Origin of the sequence: Methylobacterium gossipiicola (assembly GCF_900113485.1) — a bacterium.
Lineage (GTDB): Bacteria > Pseudomonadota > Alphaproteobacteria > Rhizobiales > Beijerinckiaceae > Methylobacterium > Methylobacterium gossipiicola.
This window is the reverse complement of sequence record NZ_FOPM01000030.1, coordinates 25,823-41,210: the sequence shown is the minus strand read 5'-3', so window position 1 is coordinate 41,210 and position 15,388 is coordinate 25,823. Positions and strand designations below refer to the sequence as shown.

Sequence of the window (15,388 nt, the reverse complement as noted above, 5' to 3'; positions counted from 1 at the left end):
TCCAACGCTCCCTTCACCGAGGTCCAGAAGGTCCTCTCGGTGTTCTCCACCGTCACCGCCCCCGTCGCCGCCGGCGCGTCGATCTACAGCGTCTCGCGCTGAGCGGAGACGGGAGGGGCCGATGCCGGTCGAGGACGCGAAGGCATGCCCCCCTTGCGTTCTCGCGCGGCATCCCGCACGGGTCGGCCGGTCCTGGGGCGGAACGCGCCGCCTTCGGACAGTTCCGCTGAAACCTTCCTGAGGTCGAACGAGGCGTGAGACGGGGCGAGACGAGGTTCAGACGCATGATCCGGCGCCTCGCGCTCGACGGGTGGGTGGCCCGCCTCGTCCTGCTCGGCCTCCTGCCGATGGGCGCCGGGGCAGCGCGGGCGGACGTCGTCATCGGTGTCGCGGTGCCGCGTTCGGGCGCCTATGTCGCCGTGGGCGAGCAGGTGCTGCGTGGGGTGCGGGCGGCGGCGCGTGATGCCAACGCCAAGGGGGGCCTCGACGGCCAGACCATCGTCCTCGACGTGCAGGACGACGCCTGCGATTCCAACAAGGCCGTGGCGGTGGCCAATCACTACGCCGCGCAGGGCGTGCGCCTCGTGGTCGGCCACGTCTGCTCCAACGCCTCCCTCGCGGCCTCCGACGTCTATGCCGCCAACGGAACTCTGATGATCACGGCGGCCTCCGTCGCCGCGCGCCTGACCGATCGCGGTCTTCCCACGATCTTCCGCGTATGCGGGCGCGACGACGATCAGGCCAAGCTCTCCGCCACGGTGCTGGCCGAGCGGTTCCGCGACAAGAAGATCGCGATCCTCAACGACGGGACGCCGGGGTCGCGCAACCTCGCCGCCGCGACGAAGGAGAATCTCAACCGCATCGGCATCAACGAGACCCTCGCCACAGCCTTCACGGCGAGCGACGCCGACGACGCGGCCCTCGCCGACCGTCTGAAGGAGGCCGGCATCGCGGTGGCCTATTACGGCGGCGACGCCCGCGAGATGGGTCGCCTCGTGCGGATCTCGGCCGAGCGGGGCTTCAAGCCGCAATGGTTCGGGACCTCGGCCATCGCCACTCAGGAATTCGCCACCCTCGCGGGGACCGCCAGCAACGGCGTCCTGATGACCTTCTACCTCGACCCCCGCCGCAAGCCCGAAGCCGCCGCCGTGGTCGCGGCATTCAAGGCGGAAGGCGTCGAGCCCGAGGGCTCCACGATCTACGGCTATGCCGCCCTCCAGGCCCTCGTGGCGGCCGGCACCTTCGCGCATAGCCAGGATTCGAAGCGCATCGCCGCCACCCTCCACACGGAGCGCTTCGACCTCGTGCTCGGCTCCGTGGGGTTCGACGCCAAGGGCGACGTGACGGCGCAGGGCTACGTTCTCTACGTCTGGAACGACGGAACCTTCACGTACGCCAAGTAGCGCCGCTCGCGCAAAGGCGTGCCGGACGGGATCGTTTCCGGCGGGTACTCGTTCGTGAAGCGAAGGCCGCCCGGCGGTGCCGCTCCGGCGGCGTCGGATCCTATCTGAAGCGAAGGCTCATGTCCCAAACCTTTCCCCGTCGCGCCCTCCTCGCCGCCGGTCTCGGTGGAGCGACCGCCATGGCCGCACCCGCCCGTGCGCAGGCGGCGCCGGATCTGCGCTGGCGCCTGGCCTGCGCCTACCCGAAGAGCCTGGACATCCTGTTCGGCGGCGCCGAAACCCTGGCTCGCCTCGTGGGCGAGGCCACGGACGGCCGTTTCCAGATCGCCGTGCAGGCCCCGGGTGAGCCGGTGGCCGGCGATGGTGTCCTCGACGCCGTGACCGCCCGCACCGTGGAGATGGGCTACGCGCCCGCGACGCAGGGGCTCGCGAAGGATCCGACCTTCGCCCTCGCCGCGGCCGTGCCCTTCGGGCTCAACGCCCGCGGCCAGACCGCGTGGTGGCTCGACGGAGGCGCGGCCGAATTGTTCGCCGAGATCTTCGGCCGTAACGGCCTCGTGGCCCTGCCGGCCGGCAACACCGGGGCGCAGATGGGCGGTTGGTTCCGCAAGGAAATCAAGACGGTCGCCGATCTGCAGGGCCTGAAGATCCGTATCGCCGGCCTCGGCGCCCAGGTTCTGGCGAAGCTCGGCGCCGTGCCGCAGGCGACCCCCGGCCCGCAGATCTACGCCGCCCTCGACGCCAAGACGATCGACGCCGCCGAGTGGATCGGTCCCGTCGACGACGAGAAGCTCAATCTCCAGAAGGTCGCGCCGATCTATCATTATCCCGGCTTCTGGGAGGGCGGCGCGCTCATCCACGCCTGGGTCAACGCCGAGGCGTGGGCCGGTCTGCCGAAGACCTATCAGGCGATCCTCCGGGCCGCCGCCGCCCAGGTTCACGCCGACGTTCAAGCCCGCTACGACGCCCGTAACCCCAAGGCCCTGCGCCGCCTCGTGGCGGCCGGGGCGCAGCTGCGCCCGTTCCCACAGGACGTGATGGAAGCGGCCCTGAAGGCCTCCACGGATGTCTACGGTGAGATCGCGGCCAAGAATCCCGACTTCAAGCGCATCTACGAGGCGATGCGGACCTTCCGGAACGAGGAATATCTCTGGTTCCAGGTCGCCGAATATACCTATGACAACTTCATGATCCGCGCCCGCGCCAGGGGCTAGGCCACCGGTCAGAAAAAAGGCCGCTCCGAAGAGCGGCCCGAAGTCTAGGGAGGAAACGCCCAAGAAGGGCAGCAGGACCGCGACGCCATCGCGTTCCCGCAATGCACAATCTGATCCTCTGGTAAGAAATTGCAAGGTCGTTGGGGCAGCAGCCCTGTCGCTTTTCGGGCACCCGTTCACATTGCGCTGTTTCTGTATCCAAAATGACGCAGGGGGGCTTGCCGAGGTTGCCTCTCAGTCCGTGGCGGGTCGGGACGGGGCAACGCGCTGAAGACGAATGGGTTTTGGTCCTCGTTCGGGGATCGTTCCACCCCCTTCGTCGGTTGAAGTCCGCGCGTGTCCCTCGCGGGGACGTTCACGTGACCGATCAATCTTTCAGCACGCGCAGGGGAGCCGCAGCCACGATGGCCATTCAGGCAGGGCGAATCACGGTCCTCAATGACGTTCCCCCCCGTGAGGACGGCGCTTACGTCGTCTATCTGCTCCAGCAGGCGAATCGCGCGCATTTCAATCCCGCCCTGGAATACGCCGTCACGGAAGCCAACCGCCTCGGCCTTCCCGTCGTCGCCTGCTTCGGTCTCCTCGACGGGGCCAACGGTTTTCCCGAAGCCAACGCCCGGCACTATGCCTTCCTGCTTCAGGGATTGGCGGATGCCAAGAAGGGGCTCGATACCCGAGGCATCGGCTTCTGCATGCGCAAGACCTCGCCCGCCGAGATCGCCATCGATCTCGCCCGCGACGCCGCCCTCCTCGTCCTCGACCGGGGCTACCTCGCGATTCAGAAGACGTGGTACGGCGCGATCGTCGCGGCCGTGAAGACCCGTATCGTCCAGGTCGAGGGCGATGTCGTCGTGCCCGTCGAGATCGCCTCGGCCAAGCACGAGTTCGCCGCCCGCACCCTGCGTCCGAAGCTCCATCGCCTGTTCGACGAATACATCGAGGGCCTGTCCGAGCGTACAGTGAAGCATCGGGCCGGGCGCGGCCTACCGAAGGGCGACGTCGACATCGCCGATCCGGACGCCGTCCTCGCCGGCATGACCCTCGACCGGAAGGTCCCCCCGGTGAAGCGCTTCGTCGGCGGCGAGACCGAGGCGCGCCGTCGCCTCAAGGCCTATCTCACCGGGCCGTTCGCCGATTACGGGACCGACCGCAACAAGCCCGAGGCGGGCGCGGCCTCCCACATGAGCCCCTACCTGCATTTCGGCCAGATCTCGCCCGTGGAGATCGCGCTGGCCGTGCGGGCCGCGAAGGCCGGTGGCCCCGAGGACAAGGCCGCCTACCTCGAAGAGGTCATCGTGCGGCGCGAACTCGCCATGAACCACGTCCATTACACGCAAGGCTACGATGCCTACGCGCAGGCGGTGCCCGAATGGGCGCGCAAAGCCCTGGCGGAGCACGCCGACGACCGGCGCCCCCACACCTACACCGAAGACGAACTCGCCGAGGGCCGTACCCACGACCGCTACTGGAACGCCGCCCAGGCCGAGATGCGCGAGACCGGCTATATGCACAATCACCTGCGCATGTACTGGGGCAAGAAGATCCTCGAATGGTCACCCTCCCCCGAGGACGGCTTCGCCCGCACCCTGCGCCTCAACAACCGCTATTTCCTCGACGGGCGCGACGCGAACTCGTTCACCAACGTCGCCTGGGTCTATGGTCTGCACGACCGTCCTTGGGCACGGCGCAAGGTGTTCGGCACCGTGCGCTACCAGAGCGAGAACTCTCTGCGGAAGTTCGACGCCAAAGCCTACCTCAAGACCGTCGAGGCCCTGTGCGCGGCGGAAAAGAACTGAGCGTGATCGCCGAGGAGGGGTCGGGTACACGTTTCGCCGGTGCGCTCCATGCCTGACGCGGCGCACGCCCCCGGTTCCAGAGTCGACACCGCGATGCAGCCCCGTTCCCGCGTTCGCCCAGCCTTCACGCGCCTGCGCAGCGGAGCCGTCGATGCCTTCGCGCTGTGGCGACGCCGGCTGATGTTCCTAATCGGCGGGATCGGCGTCGGACTCGCCGCCGTGCTGATGGCCAAGCTCGCCGATGCGGCGCAGGGCGGGTTTCGCGCGATCCTGTCCCTGTCGCCTTGGCTGGCCTTGGTGGTGACGCCGGCGGGATTCGCCCTGTGCACTTTCCTCGCCCGCACGGTGTTCCCGAATTCGCAAGGGTCGGGCATTCCCCAGGTGATCGCGGCCCGACAGACCGCCGACATCACCCTGCGCCGCGCCCTCGTGTCCCTGCGCACCGCCGCCGGCAAGATCCTGGTGATGGCCCTGGGGCTCCTGTTCGGCGCCTCCACCGGGCGCGAGGGACCGACCGTTCAGGTCGGCGCGGCGATCATGGCCGCCGTCGGCCATCTCACGCCCCATCGCCAGCCCGGCCTCATCCTCGCCGGGGGCGCGGCCGGCGTCGCCGCCGCCTTCAACACCCCCATCGCCGGCATCGTGTTCGGGATCGAGGAACTCGGGCGCGCCTACGAGACCCGGACCGGCGGCCTGATCGTGGCGGCCATCGTGGCGGCGGGTCTGACCGCCATGGCGATCACCGGCAATTACACCTATTTCGGCACCTCGGACGCGACCCTGCCGTTCGGCTCCGGCTGGATCGCCGTGCCGGTGCTCGGAATCGCCGGAGGTCTGATGGGCGGTGGGTTCGGCCGCCTCGTCATCCTGTTCGCGCGCGGATTCCCGGGCCGCCTCGGAGCCGCCATCGGGCGCCGGCCCGTCGTCTTCGCGGCGGCCTGCGGCCTCGGCGTCGCCCTCTGCGGTCTCGCCTCGGGCGGCGCCGCCTACGGCACCGGCTACGAGGAGGCCCGCGCCCTCCTGCACGGCACCGGGGAAGGCTCGTACACCTTCGCGCCGCTGAAGTTCCTCGCCACCCTGCTCTCGGCCATCAGCGGGATCCCGGGCGGACTGTTCGCGCCGTCGCTCAGTGTCGGAGCCGGCCTCGGCGGCGCCCTGCAGGACCTGTTTTCGGGGGTGCCCGTGGCCGCCCTCGTGCTGATCGGCATGGTCGCCTACCTCACGGGCGCCCTACAGGCACCCATCACCGCCTTCGTGATCGTCACCGAGATGACCCAGGAGCACTCCCTGATGATCCCGCTGATGATCGCGGCCCTCATCGCCGACGCCGTCTCGAAGGCCGTATGCCGCGAGGGGCTCTACCACGCCCTGGCGGAGAGTCTCCTGGCGCGGGAGGACGCGCGCCGCACCGGCTGACGCGCGAAATGTCCGGTTCGTTTCGACGATCGGCCCGCCCGATGGGAACGGAAGCGTGGCCGCAGGGTTGACCGCTCGATTTCGCGTGCTGGAGTGCTGCGCATGACCCTGTTGAAATGGGCCCTCATCTGTTTCGTCATCTCCCTCATCGCGGGTGGCCTCGGCTTCACCGGGATCGCCTCGGGGGCCGGCTCCCTCGCCCGCATCCTGTTCGGCCTGTTCCTCGTGGTGGCGATCGTCATCGTGGTGGTGGCGTTCGCGGTCGGTCAGGCCGTCTTCTGATCCGATGACATCGGGGACGCCGGTGCAGGACAGAATCGCCCTCGTCACCGGCTCCACTTCGGGAATCGGTTTCGAGACCGCCCTCGGGCTGGCCCGGCACGGCTTCCGGGTCGGTCTGGTCGGGCGCGATGTCGCCCGGACGCGCGCCGCCGTCGAGCGGATTCGCTCGTCCGTGCCGGGCGCGCGGGTCGATGCCTTCACGGCGGATCTCTCCGCGCAGGCGGAGGTGCGCCGCCTCGCCCGCGAGGTTCGGGCGCTCTATCCGCGCCTCGACGTCCTCGTGAACAATGCCGGGGCGATCTTCGACCGGCATGCCCTGACGCCCGACGGAATCGAGCGCACCTGGGCGCTCGATCACCTCGCCTACGTGCTCCTGAGCCTCGACCTCCTCGATCTACTGAAGGCGAGCGCGCCGTCGCGGATCGTCAATGTCGCGTCGGCGGCGCATACGCGCGGCCGTATCCGGTTCGACGATCTCGGGCATGCCCGCCGATTCTCGGCCATGGCGGTCTATTCCCAGGCGAAGCTCGGCAACGTGCTGTTCACGGCCGCCCTCGCCCGCCGCCTCGCAGGAACCGGCGTCACCGTGAATGCCCTGCATCCCGGCGTCATCGCGAGCGGGTTTGCCGGTGACACCGGCGGCTGGTTCGGTTTGGGCTGGCGCCTCATCCGGCCGTTCATGCGGACGCCTGTGGACGGGGCGCGCACGTCTCTCCACGTCGCGACGGCTTCCGACCTCGACGGGGTGACGGGGCGTTACTTCGCGCGTTCACGCCCCAAGGCGACCTCGCGGCGTGCCGCCGACCTCGACTTGCAAGAGCGGGTCTGGCTCCTGAGCCTCGACCAGCTCGGCCTGCCGCAGACGGCCGCTTGAGCGCTCCGCCAAACGAAAACGGGACGTCGAAACGTCCCGCTACAGCCAAGGTGAAAACGATTCCTTGCATTTCGCGCATACCCCCTCCGCCAATTTCAGGCGTTGTCGGGTGCAATGCAAAATGTCATTTGATTTTCATGCACTGCGGCGATGGCGTCGCCACAGTGTGCCCTTCTTGGGCGTTTCCTCCCTAGACTTCGGGCCGCTCCTACAGGGGCGGCCTTTTTTTGTCTTGTTGAGACAGGCTTCTAACCGCACACCCCGGCGCCGACAAGCAGAATGATGCGCCAATCCGCAGGGGTGTGGGTTTTTGTTGCACGTTCAAGCTGTGGCTGGGACGAAAGCTCCGGACAGGGCCTCGGCGATGAGCGCGCGGGTCTCGGCGACGCCGTAGAGGGCGACGAACGAGCCGAAGCGCGGGCCGCGCGCCTCGCCGAACAGCACGTTGTAGATCGTGGTGAACCACGCCTGCGACACGCCGGGGCGCCCGTCCGGGCTCTTCGCCTTGCCCGTGAGATCGGGGAAATGCCGGCGGCCGACCTCGTAGACCACGGCCTGCAGTCCCTCCGGATCGACGGAGCCTTCATGCGCCGCCAGGGTCTCGGACAGGTCGGAGAGGGCCGCGGCCTCCGTCTCCGTCGCCGCCCGGTAGGTCTTCTGCGGGCGCACCACGTCGCGGTAATAGGCCAGGGCATGGCCGACGAGGCGGGCGAGGACCGGATGGGTCTCGGGCCCCACGGTCGGATCGTAGCGGCGGATGAAGCCCCACAGCACCGCCGGGTCCTCCGTGTTGGCCACCGCCGCGAGGTTGAGGAGCATGGCGAAGTTCAGGGCGCCGCCCTTGCCCACGGCCTCCGCTGCGGGCGGGCGACCGGCATGGAGATGCCAGACCGGATTGCCGAGCTGCTGGGCCGGCTCCTGGCCGGGGAACTTTTCGAGGAAGCCGAGGTAATCGTCGACCTGGCGCGGGACCATCTCGACGAACAGGCGCTTGGCCTCGCGGGGCTTGTTGTACATGAACAGCGCGAGGCTGTCGGCGGTGCCGTAGACGAGCCAATCGTCGATGGACAGGCCGTTGCCCTTCGACTTCGAGATCTTCTTGCCGTCCTTGTCGAGGAACAGTTCGTAGTTGAACCCCTCCGGCGGCTCGCCTCCGAGGGCGCGGGCAATCTCGCCCGACAGCTTCACGGAATCGATGAGGTCCTTGCCGGCCATCTCGTAATCGATGCCGAGCGCCACCCAGCGCATGGCCCAATCGGGCTTCCATTGCAGCTTGGCGTGACCGCCGGTGACGGGGGTCTCGTAGGCATCTCCGGTCTTGGGATCGCGCCAGACCAGGGTGCCGGTGTTCGGCCGCACCTCGTCGATGGCGACCTGCATCACCGCGCCCGTCACCGGATGGATCGGCAGGAACGGCGAGTAGCTCGCCGAGCGTTCCGCGCGCAGGGACGGCAGCATGATGGCCATCACGGCCTCGTAACGCTCCAGCACCGTCAGCAGGGCGGTGTCGAACAGGCCGGCCTTGTAGCACTCGGTGGCGGAGCGGAATTCGTAGTCGAAGCCGAAGGCGTCGAGGAAGCGGCGCAGCTCCGCGTTGTTGTGGGCACCGAAGCTCTCGTGCGTGCCGAACGGGTCCGGCACTCGCGTCAGGGGCTGGTTGAGGGCCGCGATCAGCATCTCCTTGTTCGGCACGTTGTCCGGCACCTTGCGCAGGCCGTCCATGTCGTCCGAGAACGCGATGAGCCGCGTCGGCACGCTGTCCTTCGTCAGCACCCGGAAGGCATGACGGACCATGGAGGTGCGGGCGACCTCGCCGAACGTGCCGATATGCGGCAGACCGGACGGGCCGTAGCCGGTCTCGAACAGCACTTCGCTCTTGGGCTTGCGCTCGAGCCGCGCCACCAGCTTACGCGCCTCCTCGAACGGCCACGCGGTGGCTGAGGCGGCGGCCTCGATGAGGGCGGGATCGAGGGCGAGCGGGGGCGAAATCGGGGACGACATGAGGCCGGGGTCAGTTCCAGGTGAGCGTCTTGGCGAAACGAGCGTCCTCGCGAGGGGAATGCCTCGGCGCAGGAAGCCTCTCGGTGGAGGGCGGTACCCTAGAGCATCGCCCCCGAAAGAGGGACCCGGTTTCCGGACAAAGATGCCGGTCGGTGGCGGGAGGCGGCGCCATTCACCCCGCGCTTCACACGTTCGCCGCGTCGCCCTGCGAGGGTGGCTCCGTGCCGACGCACCGCACCGCTTCGACAAGGCTCCATGACGACCCAAGATTTCGAGAACGCCGCCCGGACGGTCTCGACCGTCGAGATTCGATCCACGCGCCTCCTGTTCCTCATCGTCGGTTTCGGCGTCGCCGCCTGGGCGCCCCTTGTGCCGTTCGTGGCGGCGCGGGCCGGCCTCGATGCCGCGAACCTCGGCGGGCTGCTGCTCTGCCTCGGCATCGGCTCCCTGGCGGCGATGCCCGTGGCCGGCGCCCTGGCGGGGCGCTGGGGCGCCCGCACCGTCCTGGCGGCCTGTGTCGCCGCCGTCTGCGCCGCCCTCGCCGCCCTGTCCGCGTCGGGGAGCATCCCGGTCCTGGCCCTGGCGCTGTTCGGACTCGGGGCGGGACTCGGAGGCCTCGATTGCCTCATGAACATCCAGGCCGTCGCCGTGGAGCGCCAAGCCGGCCGACCGATGATGTCGGGCTTCCACGGCCTGTACAGCCTCGGCTGCATCGTTGGTGCCGCCGGCGTCAGCGCCCTCCTCGGCCTGGGCCTGACGCCGCCCACGGCGACCCTGTGCGTGGCGGCCGGCATCGTCGCGGCGTTCGCGGGCGCTTTGCCGGGGCTCCTCTCCGCCGAGGCCCGGGGCGGCCCGGCCTTCGCGATTCCACGGGGGCCGGTCCTCGGCATCGGCCTCCTCTGCTTCGTGGTGTTCCTCACCGAGGGCGCAGCCCTCGATTGGAGCGCGGTGTTCCTCGCGCGCGAGCGCGGGGTCGAGCTGTCCCGGGCCGGGCTCGGCTACGCGGCATTCTCCCTCACCATGACCGTGGGACGCCTCGCGGGCGACGCCCTCGTGCGCCGGGTCGGGCGGGTCCGCATCGTCGGGTTCGGCGCCCTGATGGCGGCGGCGGCCCTCGGCATCGTGGTCCTCGTGCCGGGATGGGGCGCCGCCCTCCTCGGCTATGCCCTGGTCGGAGCGGGCTGCGCCAACATCGTGCCGGTGCTGTTCACGGCCGCCGCCCGCCAGGGCGCGATGCCCGAGCGCCTCGCCATCCCTGCCGTCACCACCCTGGGCTATGCCGGGGTGCTCACGGGACCGGCGGCCATCGGGTTCGTCGCCCACGCCACCAGCCTCGACACGGCCTTCCTCGTCATCGCCCTGATGCTGCTGGGCGTCGCCGCCTGCGGGCGCCGCATCGCGTTCAGAACGGGCTGACGGGGAAGAACCGCAGGTAGAGTTCGGCGTATTTGCCGTCGTCCCAGACCTGCTGGAGCGCGTCGTCGAGGGCGCGGGTGAGGACCGCGTCGTCGGGCCGGGTGACGAGGCCGATACCCTCGCCGAAATAGCGGTTCTCCAAGTAATCCCCGCCGATGAAGGCGCAGCACTGGGCCGATTCGATACCGCCGATCCAGAGGGCGAGATTGAGGCCGTCGGCGAAGACGTAGTCCACCTCACCCCGCCGCAGGGCGCCCTCGGCCGCCGCGAGGTCGGTGACGTCGCGGGCGACGGCCTTGGGGAAGAACGCCGCGAGATAGGCCGCGTGGGCGCTGCCCGCCACGACGCCGACGCTGCGTCCCGCCAGTGACGCGGCGGACGGAACCGGTAGGCCCTTGTCCGTGCGGGCGATGAACCGCCCCGGCCAGCGGAAATACGGCCGCGTCGCCAGGAAGCGCGCCCGCAGGGCCGGCGTCAGGGGGATCGCGGCGGCGACCACGTCGCCCTGCTTGTCGGAGAGGGCGTCGAGGAGGGTATCGAAGCGCCGGGCCTGCACCGTGCAGGTGAGGGCGAGCTTCTCGCAGACGGCGCGGGCGAGTTCGACGGAGAAGCCCGTGGGCGTGCCGTCCGGTCCGGGGAAATGCAGGGGCGGAAACTCGTCGTCCGTTAGGAAGCGGATCGTGCGGCCCGCCTGGGGGGTGTCGATGCGCTCCTGGCGCGCGCGGGGATTCCAGAAATTGGGGATGGCGATCCCCTGCCCCGCCGGAGGCGCCTCTGTTGCCGTGCCCTGGCTCGGCAGGCCGACGGCCAAGGCGATAACCACCGGTAACCACCGGAGCCGTCTTGACCTCAGGGTTGTGATCATGGTGCGCTGGTTGCGCGCGGATGCGGTCTGGCTCACGCCGTCTCCCTAGCACGTTCTCGAGCCGCCGGGAGACGATCCCGTTGTCGATCCTCGGTTTCCCCTTCGCATCGCGGGCCGGCATCGCCCCGCTGCCGCCCGACCTCGCCTTTCTCTTGCGTCACGGCACCGATCCGGCGGTGTTGGCCCGCGCCGCCGATCGGGCCCGTGCCTGGGGCACCGACGGAGCGGGTGCCCTCCTGGCCACGGGCGCCATGACGGAGGACGTCTATTATCGGGCGCTTGCGGCGGAACTCGGAACGCCCTTCCTCGCCGATCCGATCCCCTTGGGGGCCGGGGCACGCTACCCCGACAGCCTCGTCGCCGGCCTCGCGCCCCTCGAACCGGGGGCGCCCGCCGCCTTCGTCCTCGCCCCGCGCGGCGGCGGCATCGCGGAATTGCTGCGCGGCCGCAGCCCAACGGACCGGATGCCGGCGCTCACGACGCCGGGCGCGCTCCGCCTGGCAATCTTCGCCGCCAACCCCAAGGGCATTGCCGCCCACGCGGCGGACGCGCTTCAGGTCCATCGACCGGACTGGGCCTTGAAGGCTCGACCCATGGGGCCGTCCCTCGCCATCGCGGGCCTCGTCGTCGGCGTGGTCGCCCTGGCGATGATCGAACTCTCGCCCGCCCTCGTCCTCGGTGTCTGGACCCTCGCCCAACTCCTGCTCCTCGCCATGGTCACCCTGCGGGTCGCAGCCGTGAGCATCGCGGAGGATGATGCGCGCGTACCGGAGCCGTTGGCGGACGCGGATCTGCCCGTCTACACCGTGTTCGTCGCCCTGCACCGGGAGGCGAAGGTGGTGCCGCGCCTCGCGGCGGCCCTGTCGGCCCTCGACTATCCGGCGGCGAAGCTCGACGTCAAATTCCTCATCGAGGCCCACGACACCGAGACGGCGGCCGCCCTGAAGGCCGCCACCCTGCCGCCGGGGGCGGAGATCGTCGTGGTGCCGCCCGGCCTGCCGCGCACGAAGCCCCGCGCCCTCAATGCCGCCCTGCCCCTCGCCCGGGGCAGCTGCCTCGTGGTCTACGACGCCGAGGACGTGCCCGATCCGGGGCAGCTGCGCGCGGCCGCGGCGTTGTTCGCGCGGAGCGATCCGAAGACCGCCTGCCTGCAGGGGCGCCTCGTCATGGACAACGAGCGCGACGGCCTCCTGCAGACATGCTTCGCCCTCGAATACGCCGCCCTGTTCGACGTGCTGATCCCGGCTCTGGCCGCCTGGAACGTTCCAATTCCCCTGGGCGGCACCTCGACGCATTTCCGCACCCATATCCTGCGTGCCGTCCACGGCTGGGATGCCTGGAACGTCACCGAGGATGCGGATCTGGGCCTGCGCCTGGCGCGGGCGGGCTACCGGGTCGGGGATCTACCGAGCAGCACCTACGAGGAAGCCCCCGTCACCCTCGGGGCCTGGCTGCCCCAGCGCGCCCGCTGGATGAAGGGCTTCATCCAGACGAGCTTCACCCATGGCCGCGATCCGGGCCGGACGCTGCGGGATCTCGGCCCCCTCGGGAGCCTCGCGGCCCTCGCCCTGGTGCCCGGCACCGTGGCCTGCGCCCTCGTCTACCCGTTCTTCATGGGGCACGCGGTCTACCGGTTCCTGTTCGCCGGGGTCGAACCGCGTGACGGCTTCTGGGTCAACCTGCCCACCGGTACGGCGCTGACGGTCTTCCTCTCCGGCTTCCTCGCCATGCTGTTGCCGGCGGCCCTGGGCTGCGTGCGCCGGGGTTGGGGGGATCTGCTGCGTTACGTGCCGCTGATGCCGGCCTATTTTCTCCTCGTCAGCGCTGGGGCGTGGCTCGGGCTCGTCGAACTCATCTTCGCCCCCGATCGCTGGAACAAGACCGAGCACGGGCTCGCGCGCAGTTCCCGCAGCGGTGCCCTCAACCGCGCCGGCTGATCACAGCATTTTGTCGAGTTCGGCGGCGGCGGCCTCGGGCGGCCGGGCGAGGTTGAGGGCATTCACGAAGCGGTTCTGACCGTCCATGACGTAGACGAGGGCCGTGTGCTCCATGGTGTAGTCGCCGTCCTTCGTCGGCACCTTGCGGACATAGGCGCGATACCCCTTCACGGCGGCGGCGACCTCCTCGGGCGTGCCCGTCAGCCCGACGATGCGCGGGTCGAAGCTCGCGAGATAGGTCTTGAGGGCGGCGGGCGTGTCGCGCTCGGGGTCCACGGCGATGAACAGGGCCTTCACGTCCCGGCCCTTCGGTCCGAGGGCCCGGAGCACGTCGCCGATCTGCTGCAGGGTCGTCGGGCACACGTCCGGGCAATGGGTGAAGCCGAAGAACACGAGGTGCGTCTTCCCGGCGAAATCCGCTTCGGTGACGCGCCGCCCGTCCTGATCCGTCAGGGTGAACGGGCCGCCGACGCTGCTGGTGGCGACCACGTTGGCCTTCGGCGTCAGCACCACCACGGCGAGGCCGCCGAGGACGACGAGGCCGAGGGCGAAGAGGATGAGCGGCAGGGCGCGACGCATGGACAGCTTTCAGGCCTGATCCGGGATGGGGCGTCCAAGACCATGCGCGGCGTGACGGGGCAACCCCGAACGTCGCCGCGCCCTCCCCCTCAGATCGCGAGCTTTTCCGGTTCGACGGTCGCCAGGACGGTGTCGAGGCCCGTCCGGCGCAGGGCTTCGCCGACCATGAGCAGGGCCGGTCCTTCGAAGCCGGAGGCTTCGACCCGGTCGGCGAGATCGGCGGCGCTGGCTTCCACCACGCGCTGGTTCGGCCGGGTGGCGTTGAAGACGAGGAGCGCCGGGGTGCCGGGCTCGAGGCCCTCGGTCATGGCCCGCTCGAGCAGCACCCGCAGGGTCTTCTTCGGCATGTAGACCACGGTTGTGACGCTCGGATCGGCGAGTGCCCCCCAGTTCAGGTCCTCGGGCAGGCCGCCGCGCCGGTCGTGGCCGGTGACGTATTGCAGGCGCCGCGCCGCGTCGCGGTTGGTGAGCGAGACGCCGAGGGAGGCCGCCGCGCCCTGCGCCGCCGAGACGCCGGGCACGATGGCGACGGGTACGCCCGCCTGACGGCAGGCCTCGATCTCCTCCCCGGCCCGGCCGAACACCAGGGGGTCGCCGGATTTCAGGCGCACCACCTGCTTGCCGGATTTCGCGAGCTGCACCATCAGGGCGTTGATGTCGTCCTGGCGGCAGGACGGGCCGTGCCCGGTCTTGCCCACCAGCATGGTGCGGGCCTCGCGCCGGGCGTAATCGAGGATCTCGGGCGCCACAAGGTCGTCGTACAGGATGACGTCGGCGTTGCGCAAAGCCCGCAGGGCCTTGAGGGTGAGGAGTTCGGCGTCGCCCGGCCCGGCGCCCACGAGGGTGACGGCGCCACCCTTCGGCGCGGCCTCGGTCTCGCCGAGCAACTCGGCCAAATCCCGATCGGTCGGCACCCGGTCCGGCTCGGCGAAGGCGCGGTCGGTGAACCGCTCCCAGAAGGCGCGGCGGTCCGAGAAGCCGTGGAAGCGGGCGGTGACCTCCTCGCGCCAGTCGCGGGCGGCGCCGATCCAGGCCTTGAACCCGCGCGGCAGCATGCCCTCGATGCGGGCGCGCACGGTCTGGCCGAAGACCGGGGCGGCGCCCTCCGTCGAGATGCCCACCACCATGGGCGAGCGGTTGACGATGGCGCCGAACTTCACGTCGCAGAGGTGCGGGCGGTCCACGGCGTTGACGATGGCGCCCGCCCGGCGCCCGGCGGCGACGAATTCGATGCAGTCGGCCTCGTCCTCCATGGCGCCGATGACGAAGGCCGCGCCCTGGAGATCGGCCTCCTGCCATTGGCGTTCGTGCAGCGTGACGGAGCCGGCGACGATCTCGCCCTGTACGGCCCGCAACTCGTCGCTGGGCTCGGGCGCATAGACATCCACCTGTGCCCCGGCGGCGGCGAGCAGTTTCACCTTCCAGGGGGCCCCTCCGTTGGAGCCGGCCAGCACCGCGCGCTTGCCATGCAGGGGCACGAAGACCGGCAGGACGGCCAGGGGCTCCAGGCCCGCCACTGCGGTGCCGCGTGCGGATTCGGAGCCGGCGGGCCGGGTTTCGCGGGGCTGGCGGGGTGTGCTCATGGGACTCGGAACTGGAACGAGG

12 protein-coding genes are annotated in these 15,388 nt (G+C 70.0%); 8 read left to right on the top strand and 4 right to left on the bottom strand.

Annotated elements, in window-relative coordinates:
* The first annotated feature begins 284 nt into the window (after nucleotides 1–284).
* The 6 genes from BM249_RS18890 (at nucleotide 285) to BM249_RS18865 (ending at nucleotide 6,985) form a co-directional block, all read left to right on the top strand.
* Nucleotides 285–1,403: a branched-chain amino acid ABC transporter substrate-binding protein gene (locus tag BM249_RS18890; protein WP_091974914.1), complete on the top strand. Its 1,119-nt coding sequence runs from the start codon at nucleotides 285–287 to the stop codon at nucleotides 1,401–1,403.
* Between the two features lie 119 nt (nucleotides 1,404–1,522).
* On the top strand, nucleotides 1,523–2,617 hold the full coding sequence (locus BM249_RS18885) for a TRAP transporter substrate-binding protein (RefSeq protein ID WP_091974912.1): 1,095 nt from the start codon (nucleotides 1,523–1,525) through the stop codon (nucleotides 2,615–2,617).
* 404 nt (nucleotides 2,618–3,021) lie between these two features.
* Nucleotides 3,022–4,413, top strand: coding sequence for a deoxyribodipyrimidine photo-lyase (locus tag BM249_RS18880; RefSeq protein WP_091974910.1), 1,392 nt, complete (start codon nucleotides 3,022–3,024; stop codon nucleotides 4,411–4,413).
* A gap of 93 nt (nucleotides 4,414–4,506) precedes the next feature.
* The gene (locus tag BM249_RS18875) at nucleotides 4,507–5,829 is read left to right on the top strand and encodes a chloride channel protein (protein WP_091974908.1); all 1,323 of its coding nucleotides are present in this window, start codon (nucleotides 4,507–4,509) and stop codon (nucleotides 5,827–5,829) included.
* A gap of 102 nt (nucleotides 5,830–5,931) precedes the next feature.
* On the top strand, nucleotides 5,932–6,111 hold the full coding sequence (locus BM249_RS18870; protein ID WP_091974905.1) for a DUF1328 domain-containing protein: 180 nt from the start codon (nucleotides 5,932–5,934) through the stop codon (nucleotides 6,109–6,111).
* 4 nt (nucleotides 6,112–6,115) lie between these two features.
* A complete protein-coding gene (locus BM249_RS18865) occupies nucleotides 6,116–6,985 on the top strand; it encodes an SDR family oxidoreductase (protein WP_091974903.1) in 870 nt (289 codons plus the stop codon).
* Between the two features lie 321 nt (nucleotides 6,986–7,306).
* Here BM249_RS18865 and BM249_RS18860 read toward each other — a convergent pair whose 3' ends face one another.
* Nucleotides 7,307–8,986: a lysine--tRNA ligase gene (locus BM249_RS18860; protein ID WP_091974901.1), complete on the bottom strand. Its 1,680-nt coding sequence runs from the start codon at nucleotides 8,984–8,986 to the stop codon at nucleotides 7,307–7,309.
* A gap of 255 nt (nucleotides 8,987–9,241) precedes the next feature.
* On the opposite strand from BM249_RS18860, the gene BM249_RS18855 reads away from it, so the two are divergent.
* Nucleotides 9,242–10,402 carry an MFS transporter gene (locus BM249_RS18855; protein ID WP_091974899.1) on the top strand — a complete coding sequence of 387 codons (1,161 nt, stop codon included), beginning with the start codon at nucleotides 9,242–9,244 and terminating at the stop codon, nucleotides 10,400–10,402.
* Here the strand turns inward: BM249_RS18855 and BM249_RS18850 are convergent.
* A complete protein-coding gene (locus BM249_RS18850; protein ID WP_244528861.1) occupies nucleotides 10,389–11,303 on the bottom strand; it encodes a transporter substrate-binding domain-containing protein in 915 nt (304 codons plus the stop codon). The two genes, BM249_RS18855 and BM249_RS18850, sit on opposite strands and share 14 nt — an antisense overlap.
* A 44-nt stretch (nucleotides 11,304–11,347) precedes the next feature.
* Between BM249_RS18850 and BM249_RS18845 the strand changes: the two genes are divergently transcribed.
* The gene (locus tag BM249_RS18845) at nucleotides 11,348–13,204 is read left to right on the top strand and encodes a glycosyltransferase family 2 protein (RefSeq protein WP_244528860.1); all 1,857 of its coding nucleotides are present in this window, start codon (nucleotides 11,348–11,350) and stop codon (nucleotides 13,202–13,204) included.
* Here the strand turns inward: BM249_RS18845 and BM249_RS18840 are convergent, their stop codons facing one another.
* Together BM249_RS18840 and cysG are read right to left on the bottom strand one after the other, a co-directional pair.
* On the bottom strand, nucleotides 13,205–13,783 hold the full coding sequence (locus BM249_RS18840) for an SCO family protein (protein WP_091974895.1): 579 nt from the start codon (nucleotides 13,781–13,783) through the stop codon (nucleotides 13,205–13,207).
* Nucleotides 13,784–13,872: 89 nt separating this feature from the next.
* Nucleotides 13,873–15,366: a siroheme synthase CysG gene (gene cysG / locus BM249_RS18835; RefSeq protein WP_091974893.1), complete on the bottom strand. Its 1,494-nt coding sequence runs from the start codon at nucleotides 15,364–15,366 to the stop codon at nucleotides 13,873–13,875.
* Nucleotides 15,367–15,388 lie beyond the last annotated feature (22 nt).

What these genes read in the sequence shown, in the direction of transcription:
- BM249_RS18855 (WP_091974899.1), top strand. Translation starts at nt 9,242, where the DNA reads ATGACGACCCAAGATTTCGAGAACGCCGCCCGGACGGTCTCGACCGTC.
- BM249_RS18880 (WP_091974910.1), top strand. Translation starts at nt 3,022, where the DNA reads ATGGCCATTCAGGCAGGGCGAATCACGGTCCTCAATGACGTTCCCCCC.
- BM249_RS18875 (WP_091974908.1), top strand. Translation starts at nt 4,507, where the DNA reads ATGCAGCCCCGTTCCCGCGTTCGCCCAGCCTTCACGCGCCTGCGCAGC.
- BM249_RS18870 (WP_091974905.1), top strand. Translation starts at nt 5,932, where the DNA reads ATGACCCTGTTGAAATGGGCCCTCATCTGTTTCGTCATCTCCCTCATC.
- BM249_RS18890 (WP_091974914.1), top strand. Translation starts at nt 285, where the DNA reads ATGATCCGGCGCCTCGCGCTCGACGGGTGGGTGGCCCGCCTCGTCCTG.
- BM249_RS18860 (WP_091974901.1), bottom strand. Translation starts at nt 8,986, where the DNA reads ATGTCGTCCCCGATTTCGCCCCCGCTCGCCCTCGATCCCGCCCTCATC.
- BM249_RS18865 (WP_091974903.1), top strand. Translation starts at nt 6,116, where the DNA reads ATGACATCGGGGACGCCGGTGCAGGACAGAATCGCCCTCGTCACCGGC.
- BM249_RS18840 (WP_091974895.1), bottom strand. Translation starts at nt 13,783, where the DNA reads ATGCGTCGCGCCCTGCCGCTCATCCTCTTCGCCCTCGGCCTCGTCGTC.
- cysG (WP_091974893.1), bottom strand. Translation starts at nt 15,366, where the DNA reads ATGAGCACACCCCGCCAGCCCCGCGAAACCCGGCCCGCCGGCTCCGAA.
- BM249_RS18885 (WP_091974912.1), top strand. Translation starts at nt 1,523, where the DNA reads ATGTCCCAAACCTTTCCCCGTCGCGCCCTCCTCGCCGCCGGTCTCGGT.